At 59.5% G+C, this 17776-nt stretch carries 19 protein-coding genes; 7 read left to right on the top strand and 12 right to left on the bottom strand.

Features of this window, described 5'->3' with window-relative positions; all coding sequences use genetic code 11:
* Positions 1-6 precede the first annotated feature (6 nt).
* From AC6RA8_RS05555 to AC6RA8_RS05535, 5 genes are read right to left on the bottom strand one after another with little or no spacing between them, the layout of a single operon-like run.
* Positions 7-798 (bottom strand): ABC transporter permease, encoded by a 792-nt coding sequence (locus AC6RA8_RS05555; RefSeq protein ID WP_500351125.1) that lies wholly within the window; start codon positions 796-798, stop codon positions 7-9.
* Entirely contained in the window at positions 795-1511 is a 717-nt protein-coding gene (locus tag AC6RA8_RS05550; protein WP_500351124.1) for an ABC transporter ATP-binding protein, read from the bottom strand. The genes AC6RA8_RS05555 and AC6RA8_RS05550 overlap by 4 nt, the downstream gene beginning before the upstream one ends.
* Positions 1508-1963 carry a hypothetical protein gene (locus tag AC6RA8_RS05545; RefSeq protein ID WP_147113881.1) on the bottom strand — a complete coding sequence of 152 codons (456 nt, stop codon included), beginning with the start codon at positions 1961-1963 and terminating at the stop codon, positions 1508-1510. Before AC6RA8_RS05545 ends, AC6RA8_RS05550 begins: the two co-directional genes overlap by 4 nt.
* A gap of 25 nt (positions 1964-1988) precedes the next feature.
* Complete coding sequence (locus AC6RA8_RS05540) at positions 1989-2951, bottom strand: YVTN family beta-propeller repeat protein (RefSeq protein WP_500351123.1); 963 nt, start codon at positions 2949-2951, stop codon at positions 1989-1991.
* Positions 2948-4096 (bottom strand): ABC transporter substrate-binding protein, encoded by a 1149-nt coding sequence (locus AC6RA8_RS05535; protein ID WP_500351122.1) that lies wholly within the window; start codon positions 4094-4096, stop codon positions 2948-2950. Before AC6RA8_RS05535 ends, AC6RA8_RS05540 begins: the two co-directional genes overlap by 4 nt.
* 178 nt (positions 4097-4274) lie before the next feature.
* Here AC6RA8_RS05535 and pedF point away from each other — a divergent pair, with 178 nt between their 5' ends.
* The 6 genes from pedF (at position 4275) to AC6RA8_RS05505 (ending at position 10188) form a co-directional block, all read left to right on the top strand.
* Positions 4275-4973, top strand: coding sequence for a cytochrome c-550 PedF (gene pedF / locus AC6RA8_RS05530; protein ID WP_500351121.1), 699 nt, complete (start codon positions 4275-4277; stop codon positions 4971-4973).
* 4 nt (positions 4974-4977) lie between these two features.
* Positions 4978-5877 (top strand): substrate-binding periplasmic protein, encoded by a 900-nt coding sequence (locus tag AC6RA8_RS05525; protein WP_500351120.1) that lies wholly within the window; start codon positions 4978-4980, stop codon positions 5875-5877.
* Between the two features lie 87 nt (positions 5878-5964).
* Positions 5965-6480 carry an SRPBCC family protein gene (locus AC6RA8_RS05520; protein WP_500351119.1) on the top strand — a complete coding sequence of 172 codons (516 nt, stop codon included), beginning with the start codon at positions 5965-5967 and terminating at the stop codon, positions 6478-6480.
* 39 nt (positions 6481-6519) lie between these two features.
* Positions 6520-7005 carry a (2Fe-2S)-binding protein gene (locus AC6RA8_RS05515; protein ID WP_500351118.1) on the top strand — a complete coding sequence of 162 codons (486 nt, stop codon included), beginning with the start codon at positions 6520-6522 and terminating at the stop codon, positions 7003-7005.
* Positions 7006-7020: 15 nt separating this feature from the next.
* Positions 7021-9393, top strand: a complete 2373-nt coding sequence (locus tag AC6RA8_RS05510; protein ID WP_500351117.1) for a xanthine dehydrogenase family protein molybdopterin-binding subunit — start codon at positions 7021-7023, stop codon at positions 9391-9393.
* A 12-nt stretch (positions 9394-9405) separates the two neighbouring features.
* Positions 9406-10188 (top strand): FAD binding domain-containing protein, encoded by a 783-nt coding sequence (locus tag AC6RA8_RS05505; RefSeq protein WP_500351116.1) that lies wholly within the window; start codon positions 9406-9408, stop codon positions 10186-10188.
* Between the two features lie 59 nt (positions 10189-10247).
* Here AC6RA8_RS05505 and AC6RA8_RS05500 read toward each other — a convergent pair whose 3' ends face one another.
* Both AC6RA8_RS05500 and AC6RA8_RS05495 read right to left on the bottom strand, forming a co-directional pair.
* Complete coding sequence (locus AC6RA8_RS05500; RefSeq protein ID WP_500351115.1) at positions 10248-11117, bottom strand: FAD:protein FMN transferase; 870 nt, start codon at positions 11115-11117, stop codon at positions 10248-10250.
* Positions 11114-13222, bottom strand: a complete 2109-nt coding sequence (locus AC6RA8_RS05495) for a 4Fe-4S binding protein (protein ID WP_500351114.1) — start codon at positions 13220-13222, stop codon at positions 11114-11116. The genes AC6RA8_RS05500 and AC6RA8_RS05495 overlap by 4 nt, the downstream gene beginning before the upstream one ends.
* A gap of 103 nt (positions 13223-13325) precedes the next feature.
* On the opposite strand from AC6RA8_RS05495, the gene AC6RA8_RS05490 reads away from it, so the two are divergent.
* On the top strand, positions 13326-14093 hold the full coding sequence (locus tag AC6RA8_RS05490; protein ID WP_500351113.1) for an ABC transporter permease: 768 nt from the start codon (positions 13326-13328) through the stop codon (positions 14091-14093).
* On the opposite strand, the gene AC6RA8_RS05485 is transcribed toward AC6RA8_RS05490, so the two are convergent.
* From AC6RA8_RS05485 to pqqB, 5 genes are all read right to left on the bottom strand, one after another.
* Positions 14090-14737: a vWA domain-containing protein gene (locus AC6RA8_RS05485; RefSeq protein WP_500351112.1), complete on the bottom strand. Its 648-nt coding sequence runs from the start codon at positions 14735-14737 to the stop codon at positions 14090-14092. The genes AC6RA8_RS05490 and AC6RA8_RS05485 overlap by 4 nt on opposite strands.
* A gap of 62 nt (positions 14738-14799) precedes the next feature.
* Positions 14800-15879 (bottom strand): pyrroloquinoline quinone biosynthesis protein PqqE, encoded by a 1080-nt coding sequence (gene pqqE, locus AC6RA8_RS05480; RefSeq protein ID WP_500351136.1) that lies wholly within the window; start codon positions 15877-15879, stop codon positions 14800-14802.
* A complete protein-coding gene (pqqD, locus tag AC6RA8_RS05475) occupies positions 15869-16147 on the bottom strand; it encodes a pyrroloquinoline quinone biosynthesis peptide chaperone PqqD (RefSeq protein ID WP_500351111.1) in 279 nt (92 codons plus the stop codon). Before pqqD ends, pqqE begins: the two co-directional genes overlap by 11 nt.
* Positions 16144-16890, bottom strand: a complete 747-nt coding sequence (pqqC, locus tag AC6RA8_RS05470; protein ID WP_500351110.1) for a pyrroloquinoline-quinone synthase PqqC — start codon at positions 16888-16890, stop codon at positions 16144-16146. Before pqqC ends, pqqD begins: the two co-directional genes overlap by 4 nt.
* Positions 16887-17774, bottom strand: a complete 888-nt coding sequence (pqqB, locus tag AC6RA8_RS05465) for a pyrroloquinoline quinone biosynthesis protein PqqB (RefSeq protein ID WP_500351109.1) — start codon at positions 17772-17774, stop codon at positions 16887-16889. Before pqqB ends, pqqC begins: the two co-directional genes overlap by 4 nt.
* Between the last annotated feature and the right edge of the window lie 2 nt (positions 17775-17776).

Genomic DNA, 17776 nt, shown 5'->3' with positions numbered 1-17776 from the left:
TCGGGCCTATCCGCGTCGTCCGATCCGGGTACGCGCAGGATCATATCCAATCAACGCCGCCGCGGCGAAGACAGATGCCGCCAGCACAGTCCAAGCCAGTGCTGTCACGTTCACGTCGACATAGAGCGCGAAACGGATCAACTCGACCGCGTGTGTGAATGGATTGAACGCGCAGATATCGTGCAAAAGCTCTGAACTCTCCGCCATTTTCCAAAGTGGATAAAGCGCCGATGACAAGAAAAACATCGGGAAGATCACGAAGTTCATGACACCTGCGAAATTCTCAAGCTGCTTGATAAAGCTGGACAGAAGCAGCCCGAGCGCGCCAAGCATCAATCCCGCCACGATCAGGGCGGGCAAAACGGTCAGATAGCCCCAAGCCGGCATCCTGATGTCAAACGCAGCGGCGATGGCGAGGAACGCATAGACCTGCAAAATCGAAATCGTGGTTGACCCCAGAAGCTTACAGAACAGCAGCCACCAGCGCGGAAAGGGCGAGGTCAGCAACAGCTTCATCGAACCCATTTCCCGGTCATAGACCAGTGACAGCGACGATTGCATCCCGTTGAACAACAGGATCATTCCGCACAATCCCGGTACAATGTAGGTCTCGTAGGTGATGTAGGTCTGATAGGGTGGGATGATGCTCAGCCCGAGGGCCGCGCGAAATCCGGCGGCAAACACAAGCAGCCAGACCAACGGGCGAACAAGGGCCGCCACAAAGCGTTCCCGTTGATGGATAAAACGCAAGGCTTCACGCAGGACAATGGCTCGGAGAGACGTGAGATAGGCTGTCATGCATCCGCACCTGTCAGCGCAAGGAACCGATCTTGCAGGGTCGTATCTCCGGCAATGTCCCGGGCTTTGCCGGTTGCCAGAACCCGGGCCCGATGCAAAATCACCAGATCATCATCCGGCTGAACCTCATCTGTAAGATGCGTGGCCCACAGAATCGTCTTGCCCTCGTCCGCAAGCCCATGGGCATAATTCGTGATCGATGCGCGGGTCGCGGCATCAAGACCGACGGTGGGTTCGTCCAGCAGCAGGACACTTGGATCATGCAGCAATGCGCGGGCAATCTCGGTTCGGCGTCTGTGGCCGCCATTCAGGGTTCGGGCCTTTTCCCCGGCCCGCTCGCGCATGTCCAATCGGTCCAGCGCGCTTTCAATCTTGCTTTGGGCCCCGCGCCCCGAAAGCCCGTGCAGTGCGGCGAAATAGGACAGGTTCTGTTGAACTGTCAGATCCAGATCAAGCGTTGTTTGCTGAAAGACGATACCCAGCTGCGCCAACGCAGCCCGCGGGGATTGCCGCAGATCATGCCCCGCGATGGTGATCTGGCCCTCGGGTGCCACAAACAGGCGGGTCAGCAGATTGAAGAGAGTCGATTTGCCGGCCCCGTTTGGGCCAAGCAGCGCACAGAAGGCGCCAGAAGGCACGCTGAACGATGCATCGTCCAGCGCGCATTTGGTTCCGTAGGAATAGCTGAGGCCACGCGCCTCAAGTCCTGTCATTTAATAGTGATATCCAAGCGCTGCGTTTCGCCCGAGGTGCCCGGGATCTTGATGTAATATGCGCCGGGTTTGATCGCGACGAAACCAATTTCCATCTCGCCCGCTTCGTCAAACTCGATACTGTCGAGGCCGAGGGGGCGGATTTCGAGGCCTTCGACGACAATCTCGTCGATCCAGATGGCTCGGAAAAACTCTGGGCCGACCAGCGCCAGTTCCTGGCTGCCGTCGCCCTGGATTTCGAACTCGTAGTAGGTGCCGGATTTCAACTCCCACGCGCCTTCCGGCGCGATGGGTTCGCCTGCCGACAGGATGATTGGTGGTAGGTCTTCTTTGTTGCTGCCACCCAACAGACCCGCAGCGCCAAAGCCGGGGCCGTCATCATCGTCGTTGTCCGCCAGTGCCAGTGTCGGTGCGGCAAGCGCCATCGCGGCAATCAAAGCCAGAGTTTTCATTGGGTTCCTCCCGAGATTTTAGTGATTAGGATCCGGTGGGCCGATACGCGGCCCCCCAGGGAAAACGGCCCACCTTGATGGACTTGATGGCTTCGCGTTTGGCGACGTCAATCACAGTCACGTCGCCGGATACGCCATTGGTGGTGAACAACAGGGACCTGTCCTCGTTGAAATCCATATGCCAGACGCGACGCCCAACGAGGATGTAATCCTCGACCTCGTAAGTCTCGGCATTGACGACGGCCACGTGGTTTGACGGTCCAAGCGCGACAAAGGCATGGGTGTCCCCAGCGGTGAACTCGAACCCAACAGGCTGCACACGGTCAGGATGCACGCCCTGCACCTCAAAACTCATCTTGGCCTTTTCAGTCTGGGTTGCTGTGTCGAACACTGTCAGCGTGCCACCGATCTCCGAACTTACCCACATCTCGGCCCCGTCTTTGATGAACTCGGCATGGCGCGGGCGGCTGTCGACAAGCGTATTCGCGAACAACTCCTGCGTTTCGGTGTCGATCCAATGCGCCATGTTTGTCGTCTCGGACGTCGTGATGGCGATCTTGCCATCAGGCGACACAGCCATGCCCTCCGGCTCTACGCCCACGTCGATCTGCGCAACCACTTTCCGGGTTTCCACATCGACCACAGTCGTGATCGCATCGTCCTCGTTCGCGATGTAGAGGTGCCGGTCGTCCGGGTGCAGCACAAACTGTTCCGGGTCATCGCCCGAGGGCAGCTCGTGCAGTATCTCTCCCGAGTTCGGGTCCATTACCTGTACGGCATTGCTGTCTGAAGCACAGATGTAGACGCGGCTGTAGTCACTGTTGAACAAGATACCGCGCGGGCGTTCACCCGTGTCATAAGTCTTAATGACCTCTAGCGTTTCGGTCGAGATGACCGAGATCGTGTCATCCTTTTCATTCGTCACCCAAATCTCGCCCGCCATTGCGGTGGACGCCAGAAGGGAAAACATCGCTGTCAATCGGATCATTGGAAGGCCTCGCATTTGCTTTCGGGACGGTCGAGTCCCAGGCTATCAAGTTCATTGTTTTGGTGCAGGAACCCCTCAAGCGGGGCCAGAGCCACAAGCGCGCGGGGGTGCACGATGGCGATGGGCTGGCGCAACTGTCCGTTCCAGTCGCGGTAGGTTAGCGGCCGCCCTTTGAAACCGGCCAGCTCGAACTGGTCGGACATAATATAGCTGCGCAACGTCTCTGGATCATTCGCATTGGTACGCGTCATCGCCTCGCCTAGCGTTCGCACAGCAGCCCAAGCGGCATAGTCTTGCGCGGTCATCTCTCGCGTATGTTCTTCCTCGAACCGGGATTGCAGTTGCGCCGCCCCCCATTGTTCGATCACAGGGGACCAGCCCACGGCGGTCAGCCCTTCTGACCCCACGACCGGGCGCGCTTGCCATGTGTTGTAAAGTACATAGCGGCCGAAATCATGCACCTCGTCCGCAATGATCAGCGCATCGTAGTCGCCAAAATCCTGTGTGAAGAGCGGCACCTCTTGCGATGCGTTGCGACGCATATCGGCATCAAAGGCCCATTCTTTTTCGCCTTCGAGATCAAGACCGAACTTCGTCAACGACCGGCGCACTGCCTCGGCATAGCTAACGTCTGAAGCATGCGTACCGGCAATCATCACCAGATCATCCCACCGCTTCTTGACCAACACCTGCGCCAGCGCATCGGTGCGCATCGCATCGGAAGCCAGCGTGTGAAGGAGGTTGCCCCGGCATTCCGCGTCGCGAAGAGCGAGATCACCGGCGGACGTGTTGAATAATACTGCACCTTCCGCCTCGGCCAGATCGGCAATGGCAACGATATCTTCAGGTGCCGCGTCGATCACGAGGTAGGGAGAGGCCGTTAGTAGATCCCGCGCAGCGGCCAGTGGGTCTTCGCCTTCGAACACCTCGGTCACCGTCAGCTCATACTTCTGCCCCAGGAACTTTCCTGTTGTTAGGTTGTCGGCCAGGCCCGTTTGCGCACCTGCAAGCCCGTTATTCTCTGGAATCGGATCGAGGTTCGATAGGGTTGGCGGCGCCGGTTGTTCGACGCGCAGATACCCGATGTTCAGCGTTAGCTCGGCCGAAGCAGGCACGGCCAGCGCACCCCCAAAGAGTGCACCCATCACAAGGTGTTTCAAGACAATTCCTCCCATGGTTGCTAGGCTATCGTGGCGGGCAAAGTGACCGGTATAGGACCATGGTCTTACTCCTTTCGACGCACAACCAAAGTCCAATACCGCGCATCGTTTTACTGGCGTAGGACAAGGGCAAAGAGGATCACTCGTGTCAGGGAGGCATGTGATGAAAAGCACAACCCAAAAACAGTTTCTAATGGCCGGCGCGCTGACGGCTATTGCGACCCTTGCAGTTGCCCATGGCGACGTTGCACCACAGGCCGTTGACACCACCGGCCTCCCAACGATTGAGGGTGATTGGCTAACCGAAAACCCGTACCGCGCCGACAAGGTGGGTGAGGAAACCTGGCTGCGCGCCGTCGAAATCGGCGCCTCTGGCTACAACCAGAACTGCGCCCGCTGCCATGGCCTCGAAGTGGTGTCTGGTGGCCTCGCTCCCGATCTGAGGTTCCTTGAGGCCGAAGAGTACGGCGACGAATGGTATGTCGAACGCTTCGTCGAAGGCTACACCCAGAACGGCATCACCAAGATGCCGGCCTTTGGTGAGCTTCTGGGACAAGAGGCGGCTTGGGCCATCCGTACCTACATCGAAGCGCGCCCAGACGACGTCGCCATGGAAGAAGTTGCAGGTGAGCTGAAAACAATTCGGGACGAATTGGCTGGCTACATCAGCGACGCCAGCGGCGCAGATGCAGACGCACTTAAGGCACGGCTGGGTGAAATCGCAGGAGATATCCCGACACTGTCAGGTGCCCCTGTCGCTGATAGCGTCGCTTTCCGGGCCGCGAACCTGATCGATGGAACGCCCGGTGCATACAAGTCAGCCTCCGAAGCCTTGACCATCGGATTGTCTGCCGCAAACTGACGGCATGACAATTCGAAACACGCTTCTCTCCCTGGTGGTTGTGGGTCTGTCCGTTGGGCAGGCCCACGCTGCTGATCCCTGTGCTGACCACGTGCCACAACCCAAGCCCCAGAACGTGGGGCGCGACATCGTCGGCAAGGAACTGGATCAGATCCAGGACCAGGGCCACATGCTGTTCGCCGTATACGAAGACTACCCGCCCTATTCCTGGAAAGAGAATGGCGAGCCGATGGGCGTGGACATTGAGATTGCCCGTATCATCGCCGAGGATCTGGGTGTTGACGCCCGGTTCAACTTTGTGGCCGCGGGTGAGAACTTGGACGCCGACTTGCGCAACAACATCTGGCGCGGTGCGCTGATCGGGGGCCGCATCGCCAACGTGATGATGCGCATTCCCTATGACAGCGCGTTCAAGTGCCGGGTCGAACAAGTCGTATTTACGGGTCAATACGCAGGTGAAAGCATCGCCATCGCCTATGACAAGGCGACCTACCCTGACGACAAGCCGGTTCCGGCCTATTTCCGCTTTGATACCGTGGGGGTCGAAAATGACTCCATCTCCGACTTCTACCTGTCAGGCTTTGTGGGCGGACAGCTTCAGAACAACATCCGTCGCTTCCCCACCACCAGCGCAGCTATGGCGGCGTTGAACGCAGGTGAAGTAAAGGCAGTCATGGGGCCCTTAGGCGAGCTTGAACATGGATTGACGGACAGCACTGATGTGCACCAACCACCCCTTGCAGGGTTCGCGGTCAGTCAGTGGACCCTCGGCGTGGCAGTGAATTTCCGCTATCGCCCACTGTCCTATTCCGTCGATGACGCGATCAATTACGCGCTGCAAGACGGGCGGATTCCGGCGATCTATGAGAAGTACGGGCTGACCCATCAAACCCCTGAACGTTAAGGGCGACTTTGGTCGTACACACTTGGTCGAATGGTGCCCCTTTGCCCCGCCCAATAGGCTTTGCGAGAAGTAGAAGGGGAACCCATCATGAATCTCAGCGATTCACGTGTCATTGATGCCGAACGCGACCAAGTCTGGGCAGCCATTCTCGATCCCGAAGTATTGAAACTGTGCGTCCCCGGTTGCCAGGAAATGGCTGGCACCCCGGAGGACGGGTTCACCGCGACGGTCGTGCAAAAAGTCGGCCCGGTCAAAGCGACGTTCAAAGGGGCCGTGACCCTCTCGGATATGCAAGCGCCCGAAAGCGTCACCATCTCGGGCGAGGGCAAAGGCGGGGCCGCAGGCTTTGCCAAGGGCGGCGCCAATGTACGGCTGGAAGCACAGGGCGCACAAACGGTCCTGCACTACGAGGTGGAAGCCAAGGTTGGCGGCAAGCTCGCGCAACTCGGCAGCCGCATCATTGACGGCTTTGCAAAGAAGATGGCCGATCAATTCTTTACGAATTTTCAGGATCACGTCGGCGCACCGCCCACTGAGGAAACAGACCCCGAGGCGTCGGAAGAGACGCCCAAGAAGGGTTGGCTCAAGCGCTTGGTCACCTGAGCGCACCACACACAAAGAGATGTTCTAAGGGAGGACAGGATGACAAAGGTAACCATGACGGTGAACGGAAAGGCCGTCTCGGGCGACGTGGAAGGGCGCACTTTGCTGTCGTCCTTTCTGCGCGAGGATCAGGGGCTGACCGGGACCCATGTAGGCTGCGATACTTCGCAATGCGGGGCCTGCGTCGTGCATGTGGATGGGCAGGCGGTGAAGTCCTGCACCATGCTTGCCGCCGAGGCGGATGGCGCAACGGTCGACACGATTGAAGGGCAAGCAAATGCTGACGGCTCGCTCAACGTGATCCAGCAAGCGTTTCAGGATCACCATGGCCTGCAATGCGGGTTTTGTACTCCGGGGATGGTGATGTCGGCAGCTGCATTGCTCAAGGATAACCCAAAGCCGTCCGAGCAAGAGGTGCGCGAATACCTCGAAGGCAACATTTGCCGCTGCACCGGCTACCACAACATCGTCAAAGCGATCATGGCAGCGTCCGGTCAGGACGTCACCGCCATCGCCGCCGAATAAAGGGGAGGAGACAAGATGCCCAAAGATACAGGGATTGGTGCCGCCACCGTGCGCCGCGAAGACGTCCGTTTCCTGACCGGAACCGGCGAATACACCGATGACATCCAACTGGCCAAGCAGACCTATGCGGTCTTTGCCCGTTCGACCGTAGCCCATGGCAAGATCAAATCCATCGACACTTCCGCAGCCGAAGCCATGCCCGGTGTGCTGGCCGTGTTCACCGGAGAGGATTTCGCCGAAGTTGGCGGCAACCCGGCTGGTTGGCTGATCAATTCGCGCGATGGCGAGCCGATGAAAGAACCCAAGCGCCCGGTACTGGCCCATGGCAAGGTGCGCCACGTGGGTGACGCTTATGCCGCCGTCATCGCCGAGACAGCGCAACAAGCACGCGACGCGGTTGAAGCCATGGAGGCGGACATCGAAGAGCTTGACGCCATCGTTGACATGAACGCAGCCCTTTCGGGGTCCAACTTCGTCCATGACGAGATTGGCACCAACCAGTGTTTCGACTGGGGCTGGATCGAAGACAACCGCGAAGCAACGGACAATGCGATCAAGAACGCACATCACGTCACGACACTGGAACTGGTCAACAACCGCCTTGTACCGAACGCGATGGAGCCCCGTGCATCCATCGGCAGCTACAAGGCCAGCACCGGTGAATACACCCTGCACACAACTTCGCAAAACCCGCACCTGACGCGGCTGCTGATCTCGGCCTTTGTCCTTGGCATTCCAGAAAACATGTTGACGGTCATTGCGCCCGATGTGGGCGGCGGATTTGGTTCCAAAATCTATCACTACGGTGAAGAGGCGCTGGTGTTGGCTGCGGCCAAGAAGATTGGTCGGCCCGTGAAATGGACAGCAGATCGGACAGAGAGCTTCCTGACCGACGCGCACGGCCGCGACCACGTGACCAAGATCGAACTTGCGCTGGACAAGGACGGCAAATTCCTCGCCTTCCGCACCGACACCAAGGCAAATGTAGGCGCGTACTTGTCCAACTTCTCGACTGCCACGCCCACGTTCCTGCACGGCACGCTGATGGCCGGGAACTACACAGTGCCGCTTGTATATGTGAACGTGAAGGCCGTGTTCACCAACACCGCCCCTGTCGACGCTTATCGCGGGGCCGGACGGCCTGAAGCGACCTATTCTATCGAACGCGTTATCGACAAGGCCGCGCGCGAGCTGGGGATGGATCCCATCGAGCTGCGGCGCAAGAACTTCGTCAAACCCGACCAGTACCCCTTCGCTTCCGCCGCCGGACTGGAATACGACGCGGGCAACTACGACGCGCTCATGGACAAGATGGAAGTAGTCGCGGACGTGGCCGGTTTTGAGGCCCGACGCAAAGCAAGCGAGGCCAAAGGCCTGCTACGCGGCTTTGGCGTGAACGCCTATATCGAGGCCTGTGGGATCGCGCCGTCGAACCTTGTTGGCGTCCTGGGCTCCCGCGTTGGTCTCTATGACGCCGCAACGGTACGGGTGAACGCCACAGGTAATCTGAGCGTCATGGTCGGCGCGCACAGCCACGGGCAAGGGCATGAAACGGCCTTCCCGCAAGTGGTGGCCGAGATGTTGGGTATCGACCCCGCCGTCATCGACATCGTGCATGGCGACACGTCCAAAATCCCCTTCGGCATGGGCACTTACGGCTCGCGCAGCCTTGCAGTCTGCGGCTCTGCCGTGGTTCGCGCCACCGAAAAGATCATCAACAAGGCAAAGAAGATTGCCGGCCACATGTTGGAAGCCTCCGAACATGACATCACGCTGGCTGACGGCGTGTTCTCAGTCTCTGGTACGGACAAGTCGGTGACCTTTGGTGAGGTCGCGCTAAAGGCTTACATCCCCCACGAATACCCTCTCGAAGACATCGAACCGGGGCTGGAAGAAACGGCGTTCTACGATCCAGCGAACTTCACCTACCCCTCGGGCGCCTATGCCTGCGAGGTCGAGGTGGACCCGGAGACGGGCAAGGTGACAGTGGACCGCATGACGGCAGTCGATGACTTTGGCAACGTCATCAACCCGATGATCGTGACGGGTCAGGTGCATGGCGGTCTGGCCCAGGGTATCGGGCAGGCGTTAGTTGAAAACACCTCCTACGACGAAAACGGCCAACTGCTCAGCGCGTCCTACATGGACTACACCATGCCCCGCGCCGACGACATGCCCATGTTCGCCGTCGATCACAGCCAGGGCACGCCCTGCACCCACAACCCCCTTGGGGTGAAGGGTTGCGGCGAAGCCGGAGCAATCGGCTCGCCCCCCACGGTCGTGAACGCGGTCATCGACGCCCTCCAATCGGGCGGCAAGAACGTCACCCATATCGACATGCCCGTCTCACCCGCGCGCGTGTGGGACGCCATGCAGAACGCTGAATAAAGGAGGCTTCAAATGTATAATTTCGACGTTGAAAAACCGGGCACGATTGCCGAAGCCGCCATAGCAATGGGGGCCGAGGATGCGCAGGCGCTGGGTGGGGGGCAAACACTGATCCCCACGCTGAAGCAGCGCCTTGCCAGCCCGTCCAAGCTGGTTTCCCTGTCCGGCGTAACAGAGATGCAAGGCATCAGCAAAGAGGGTGACACGCTGCGCATCGGCGGGGCCACCACTCACGCCGCAGTTTCAGCCGACGGCAGCTACCCGGCGCTGGCGGCGCTCGCCTCGAACATTGGCGATCCGGCGGTGCGCAATCGCGGGACCATTGGCGGCTCACTGGCCAACAACGACCCGGCTGCCTGTTATCCAGCGGCGGCTCTGGCCTCGGGCGCCACGATCGTCACCAACTCGCGCGAGATCGCGGCGGATGACTACTTCCAAGGCATGTTCGACACGGCCCTGGATGAAGGTCAGATCATTACCGCCGTCAGCTTTCCGATCCCGCAGGCAGCGAACTACCAGAAGTTCGTGCAACCCGCATCGCGCTTCGCACTGGTGGGTGTGTTCGTCGCCAAATACGCCAACGGCGTGAGGGTTGCGGTCACGGGTGCGTCGAACGAGGGCGTATTCCGCTGGACCGAAGCTGAAACAGCCTTGAGCGCAAACTTCTCTGCCTCTGCACTCGACGGGTTGAGCGTATCTCCTGACAACATGATCACCGATCTGCACGGTTCGGCCACCTACCGGGCGCATTTGGTCAAAGTGATGACAGGCCGCGCGGTGACCGCCGCAAGCTGATCCACGGTAACTTGAAAGACAAAGGGCGGGGATCATCCCCGCCCTTTTCATTTCAGCTGTCACAGTGTGATCAGGTCTCCATCCGGATCAATCAAGGTGATCCGATGAACGCCCTTCGCACCACGTACCCGCTCAGCCAGTTCCAGATCACCCAGCGCCAACCCAGTCGATAGCGCGTCGGCCATGGTTGCCGTCTCAGCCTCCACCGATACTGTCGACCAACGCGGGGTCTGTACTGCGTGCACGATGTGACCGTGTGGTCCCACCGCCGTCGCTAAAGGGCTGGAAGTGGCAACAGCCATATTCTCGATTGTCCGCATCCCGAGTTGGCCGTGGATCGGGTCGGCAAGTCCCAACCGCCAAGGGCCACTAGACCCGCGATGTTCCCCGATGTTGACCAACGTCTGGTCAAAGCCGCGCTCGCGCAGCATGTCCGACACCAAATCCGTCGCGAAGCCCTGCGCAATGCCATTGAAGGTCAGCGCCTGCCAGGACCCAAGCTGCACTCTGTTGCCTTGCATCGTCACACGATCCCAACCAACCAGGCCCTGCGCGGTTGCAACATCCCCGCCCTCTGCCAGAGCTCGCCAAAGCGGCTGCACCGTAGGGTCGAACAGACCGTCGGTCAGGCGATATGCTTCGTCAGCGGTCCACATCAGCATCTCGAAACGCGGTGGCACTGTCCGCGCACCCTGCGCGTTCAACAAAGCCAGGTCTGATCCGGGATCATAAAGCGAGAACAACCCCTCAACCTCAGCTATCAACGCCTGTGCCCGCTGCAAGGCCGGGCCGGCGACATCGTTCGGCCCGCGCAGGTCAATCGACACTTCAGCCCCAAAGGCGTGCCCAGTCCAGCTGGTGCGTTGCGCAATGGCTGGCGTGGCGGCAAAGCTGCCCGCAATGGCAAGGAAACGACGACGGTTCATCATTCTGCAGCCACCTGCAATCTGCGCCCCTTGGCCGCCAGGATCAGCGGCACACACTGGCTCTCATCATCATGGATCGTCACACAGTCCAGACACTGGAAGCATTCCGAGTACTGGATTTCGCCGGTCTTCTTGATGGCACCGTAGCTGCACTTGACCTTGCACAGCTGGCACGGTGACCCACATTCGGCACGCCGCGCGATCCAGTCGCGCCCGCGCACCAACCCGCCAATGGCCATCACAGCGCCCAGCGGACACAGGTAGCGACAGAACCCCTTGAACAGCACCATGGACAGCACCAGCAATCCAACGGCATAGGCAACGTAGTACCATTCGCGGACAAAGAACGTGGTGATGGCTGTCTTGAACGGCTCCACTTCGATGGCCTTGTCCAAAGCCGCAGGCGCGGTGATCATAAGGGCGACGAGCACAGCCAGAACGACATATTTCAGGTTCTTGAGCTGCGCGTCCCAGAACGCGTTGGGTTCAATCTGTGGAAGGCGCAACAACCGCCCCAGATGATTGGCAAACTCCTGCAGCGCACCAAAGGGGCAAAGCCAGCCACAGAACAGCCCCCTGCCCCACAGAACGAAGCCAACAATGGTCACGCCCCAGATCACCAGGGAAAACGGGTCATACAGAAGGAATGTGTAGCTTCCACCCTCCAGCGCAGTGCGCCCCACAGCCAAAGGCGTGGCAATAGACAGCTGCCCTTGCCCCCACCAGCCGATGAATCCCGTGACAAAAGCCAGAATGCCCAACCGCAGCGGTGTGAACCATCGGTACGCTGCCAGCCGGTTCGTCCCAAAAAGAAGCAAAGCAACAAGACCGACCAGGAAGACCCCAAGCACGATCAAATCAACCGCCCGGTTGCGCAGCGCGTCCACCCATGGCGGCGCCGGCTTGATGATCTCGGGGCGGGCATAGAACCGCTCGGGTGTCACATGCGGCACGTCAAGCGTAACCGAGCCAATCTCCGGCTGAAAAGAGCCGTGCTCGCGCAGCGCCTTGATCTTCAAGGTCCAGTCGCTGGTGGGATCAAACCCCAGACGCCGATCCGTACGCAGGATCAAAGCCGCACCGTCATACACTGCATTGTGTAGTTCGTTCGGCAATGCGTCGTTCAGTTCGACATAGATGTCGCTGTCTCGAAACGCGATGGGAAAGCCGCCCTGCTCGGCACTGATCAGATTGGGAGCGGTATTGCGCACAAACTCGTCCGTTACGAGCCCATGCCGCGCCGCCTCGATCACCAGCACAGGCTCATCCGTATCAGCAATCTCCATGAACCCCTGCAGCTCTTCGAAGCTGCTCTTGCTCAGGACCGCTTGCGCAATGGACGGCGCACCAATGTCGACAACCCAAAGATCCAGATAAGCGCCATCGGGATCATCCTTTGCGTCGGGATCGTCATCCTCCCAAAGCGTACCTTCGAATGCGATATCCATTTCGGCGTTTGTGACGACCTTACGGGTCACTATTCCTTCAGCAACCAGATCATCCCACGTCAAATCTTCGCTGTATTTTGGGTTGGGATAAGCAGGTGGGCCGGATGAAATACCGCCCATCTTCTCGCGCGCCACCTGCAAGGCAGCGGCCAGAATGCTCTCATGCGCAATGCGCACCGATGCGGTCCCCTTGGTCACACCGTCGAGGTAGACCAACGCAGACCCCTCGCTGCCAGCGCCGTAGGGCGATCCGACGACCAAAGAGTCCGAAATCGAATGTCCGCGATACTGCTTGAAGAAGTCATAAAACAGCTTCTCCGGCAGACCAGAAACAAAGATCGGTTCGTTATGGGAAATCAGTTGCACATCCAGAAAACGGCCATCCAGATCAAGCACGACAAGCAAGTTGATCGCAGCCCCGGAGAAGCCGGGCAGTGGCGCCATCGGTTCCGTCTCGAACACATAGCCAGCCTCGGCCCCGCCGGAATTGAGAAGCTGCCAAACGCCGTTGTCATTGATCTGCTCGCCCAAGGACATGGGCGGCACGATATAGGGCGCTATCACGTCACGGGTCAGTGGCTCGGCAACGGCCAGAACCGCGGCCATACACCACAGAATGGCGGACAGCAGCACAGCGGTTATGGACTTGATCACTGACATCCCGCGCAGCCTATGACGCCTGATGCTACGTCCCTATGCGACTAAGGTATGACCGCAGCCCAAATAGCTTTGGGCACGATCACATTTGTGACAGGCTCGGCCCATGACCGATACCCGCTTTGACGTCAAAACGCTCGCTCTATCGCTAATGGCCATGCTGGCCCTGTGGTGGACAACGGCATGGGTTGGAAGTGACCCAAGCGTCCTGCCTGCACCCAATCAGGTATGGGACATCTTCGCGGATGAATTGACCCGAGGAGAGCTACAGCTGCACTTCACTGCAACGCTTTTGCGCGTTGCCGCAGCCTTCTCGCTCGCCATGGGGTTCGGTTGCCTCATCGGTTTTGTCATGGGCGTGAATACCACCATCAACCGTTGGTTCTCCCCATGGCTGGTTGTGCTGCTCAATGTCCCTGCCCTGGTGGTGATCGTACTGTGCTACCTCTGGATCGGCTTGAACGAGGTGGCCGCCATCACCGCAGTTGCCTTGAACAAGACAGCAATGGTGGCGGTATCGATCCGCGAAGGGGTGCAAGCACTTGATCCCAAGCTGCGCGACATGGCGCGCGTGTTCCGCATGAGCCGCGGCGCGCAACTGCGGCATGTCATTATCCCGCAGCTTTGGCCCTACATCGCCAGTTCCATCCGCAACGGGCTCGCCATCATCTGGAAGATAGTGCTGGTGGTCGAGTTTCTGGGCCGAAGCAATGGGATTGGCTTCCAGATCCACCTCTATTTCCAACTGTTCGAAACCGGATACGTGCTCGCCTATGCGCTCAGCTTCGTGGCCTTCATGCTGATTTTGGAGTTCACCCTGCTGCGCATGATGGAGACACGCGCGACACGGTGGCGGCAATCAGCGACCACCTAGAACAACAGCTTGCAGCCAAGGGTGCGGTTCATGGCTGCAACCAGTTCATCCACGGTTTCTGTGTTCACATATTCCCCGCCGGTCTGGGTGGCGAGGCACTTGGCCCCACTGACCGAGGTTTGGTAGTCCGTCGGCCCCTGGCTTTCCCAACCGAAATGCTCGCCCCGGACTTTGAACCCGATCACGTGGACGGTCAGGCCCGTTCCCATAAGTTGGTTTGCCAGCATGCAAGTCTGCCCACCGCAGGTTTCGCGACCGTCGGTGACCAGCACCACAGTGCCCGGCTGGGTCGGTGACCCAAGCGTTTCTGCAGCGAGGCTCACCGCTTCGGTCAGTGCCGTTCGCCCTTCCGGTTCCAGACTGTCCACCGCAGCGATTACGGCTTCCGCCGCATCCATTCGCGGACCAAAGCGCAGATCGACGCCAGAGCATTCACCGGCGCCGCCTGCGCCACCGGGACCGTAGATGATCAATCCAATCCGCCGAAACGGCGCCACCTGTGGCATGGCCGTGCGCACTGCGCGGCGCGCTTCGAAGATACGAGGCTCATTGATCTGGTTGAAACCCATCTCGGCCATAGAGCCTGAACCGTCGAACACAATCATGGCGTCTTCGGTGCAATCCGCCCTTGCGGCGGTGGACATCAGAACCGCCGCAATAGCAGCAGCTGCAACAGTTCTCTGACCTCTCCGCCGCATGACCCCTCCTACCGACGAAACACGAACTCCGGTGCTGGCACGTCCTGCACCTCTTCATTCAAAAGCGCGTTCAGGGCTGTGCGGCCGGGCGATTTGCGGCACACCGGATCCGGCTCAGACGCATCACCCAGTACCGCCATCGCCTGACACCGGCATCCCCCAAAGTCGATGTCGCGCCGCTCGCACCCCTGGCACAGTTCGGGCAACCAGTCCGTCCCGCGATAGGCATTGAACGCGGCACCATCATACCAGATGTCTGTCAGTTCGCGTTCTGCCACATTGTCAAACTGCAAATGCGGGATCGTTTCCGCTGCATGGCAGGGCAGTACGGTACCGTTTGGTGTGATATTCAAACCGGTCGATCCCCAACCATTCATACACGCCTTGGGAAAATCCGAATAATAGTCTGGCGGCACAAAATCGATGACCAAGCGGCCCTTCAACGTTTCGATCGCACGTGCGACTGTTTTCTTTGCCACATCCACCTGTTCCCTACTTGGCTGCAAGGCAGCACGATTGACCAAGGCCCAGCCCTGGAACTGCACACAGGCAATCTCGATCCGCCGCGCGCCAAGCCTCAGGGCCATGTCTATCGTGGCAGGCAGGTCATCCAAGTTCTCGCGATGCATCACGGCATTCAGGGTCAGGGGAAAGCCGATGTCCGCGATGATTTCAGCCACGTGCATCTTGCGATCAAAGCCACCCTTGTACCCGCCAATCCGGTCAGCCATTGCCGCCGTTACGCCCTGCAAAGACAGCTGCACATGGTCCAACCCAGCCGCATCCAGCGCCTGCAAACGACGCTCGTTCAGACCGATGCCCGAGGTTATGAGGTTGGTGTACAGCCCCGCCTCACGCGCGGCGGCCACCAGCTCAACCAGATCCCGACGCGACGCGGGCTCACCCCCCGATAGATGAAGCTGCAAGACACCCAGCTTTGCCGCCTGCAGAAAGATATCTGCCCACGCCTCGGTGCTCAGCTCCGTTTCCTTGGCCAACAACTCGGTCGGGTTGGAACAATAGGGGCAGGCCAGCGGACAGCGATGCGTCAGCTCGGCCAACATCGCCATCGGGGGATCAACGCGGATGGACATGCACCATCCCCTTGTCCCGCAAATCCTCGACAAACGCGATCACATCGGGCGCGATCACATCCACCGGCGCGTCATACACAGCCGACAAATCGGCGGAGATCTGGTCAAGATTCGCCACCCCATCCAGTCGACCCAGCACAGCAGTACCCACCTGATCCAAAACCAAAACCCGTTCGGGTCCCAAGAGCACATCAACCTTGCGCACCGCATCAAATTGCGTGCGCACGCCGCGCGGCAGAAAGGGCACGTCGGCCCCCGTCATGGCGCCAGCCCTTCACCCGGCTGCCATCCGCCGGGAGGGATGCGGCCCGGTTCAACATAGGCCGACCAAAGCGCATCCAACTGCGCCCAAAGCACTTCGGTCTTGAATGTCAGCGCACGGACCGCAGCATCCTGATCCGTTTTCGTGACGGCATGATCCATCACCCACTGTAGACCAAATGCCACGTCCTTCGGCGCTTCGGTCAGCCGGTTCTGGAAGTAAGACAGCGTCTCACTGTTCGCGAAATCATAATGCTCCAGAAGTCCCGCAATCCGGTTCTTGTGGATGGCCGGAGCGAACAATTCGGTAAGCGAAGAAGCGACAGCGGGCAGCAGCGGCTCATCCCGCACAAAGCGCACATAAGCATCCACGGCAAAGCGTGTGGCAGGCAATATCCCCACCTCGGACGCGACATAGTCTGGGTCCAACCCAACGCCCTCCGCCAGCTTCAACCAGCGTGCAATGCCACCCTCCCCCGGCGCAGATCCATCGTGATCTTCGATCCGCGATCGCCACGTACGGCGCAGATTGGGATCAGACACGCGGGACATGAATGCTGCATCCTTCATCGGGATACGCGTCTGGTAATAGTATCGATTAATCACCCAAGCCCGTACCTGATCAGGGGTGCAACCACCCGAGTGCAACAAGTGATGGAACGGGTGCTTGTCATGATACTGCGCGTCGCCAACGGCACGCAGACGCGCCTCAAACACCTCCAGACTGTCGGGCGGGGCGGTCACAGCGTGATCTCCATCCCGTCAAAGGCGATGTCCCACCCCTTGCCCAAAACCTCCGCCCGCTCGGGGCTGTCAGGTTGCAGGATCGGGTTGGTGTTGTTGATGTGAATAAACACCTTGCGCCCGGCCACTTCTGACAAACGCGCCAGACTCCCCAACTCACCGTTCAACGGCACATGCCCCATCCGCGCGCCCGTCTTTTCTCCGGTGCCAGTGCGTTGCATATCATCATTGTTCCATACGGTTCCGTCAAACAGCAGCAAGTCCACCCCGTCCAGGCGGTCAATCAGCCAATCAGGGATCGCCGCACATCCGGGGATGTAGGCCGCCCGCGCCGATCCGCTGTCCAACAACAGACCAACAGTCTGCTCCCCAACTTCCTCGAGATTGAGCGTGCCCCCTTCGAGGAACAACGCCACCTTCCCCGGAACGGCAAAGGGCGTCACCGTCAATCCCGGTACCGGTTCAAAGGGCGTCTCAAGCGACACCCGATGCTGCGCCACAAGGTCTGGATCCAGCACGCCAAAGACTGAATTGCTGCGCAAGATGTCCAGTCCTGCCGACGTTGCGTAGACATCAAACGCCGTCTTTTCCCGCAAGGTCAGAAGCCCCGCAATGTGATCAATGTCGCCATTGGTCAGGATCACCGATGCAATCGGCGATCCACGCAGTGCACGCGGGTGCATCTGAGGGCACGCATCAACCTGTGCACGGATATCCGGCGAGGCGTTCAGAACGACCCAAGCCTGCCCATCCAGCGACACAGCAACAGAAGACTGTGTCATGCGCGGGATCATCCCCGCGCGTGCATCCGTGCAATTGCGGCAGCCACAATTCCATTGGGGCAGCCCCCCTCCGGCGGCTGCCCCAAGAACAATCAGTCTCATGT

It is taken from the genome of Tateyamaria sp., assembly GCF_059783535.1.
The sequence above is the reverse complement of the archived record's forward strand: the minus strand, read 5'-3'. Positions and strand labels throughout refer to the sequence as shown.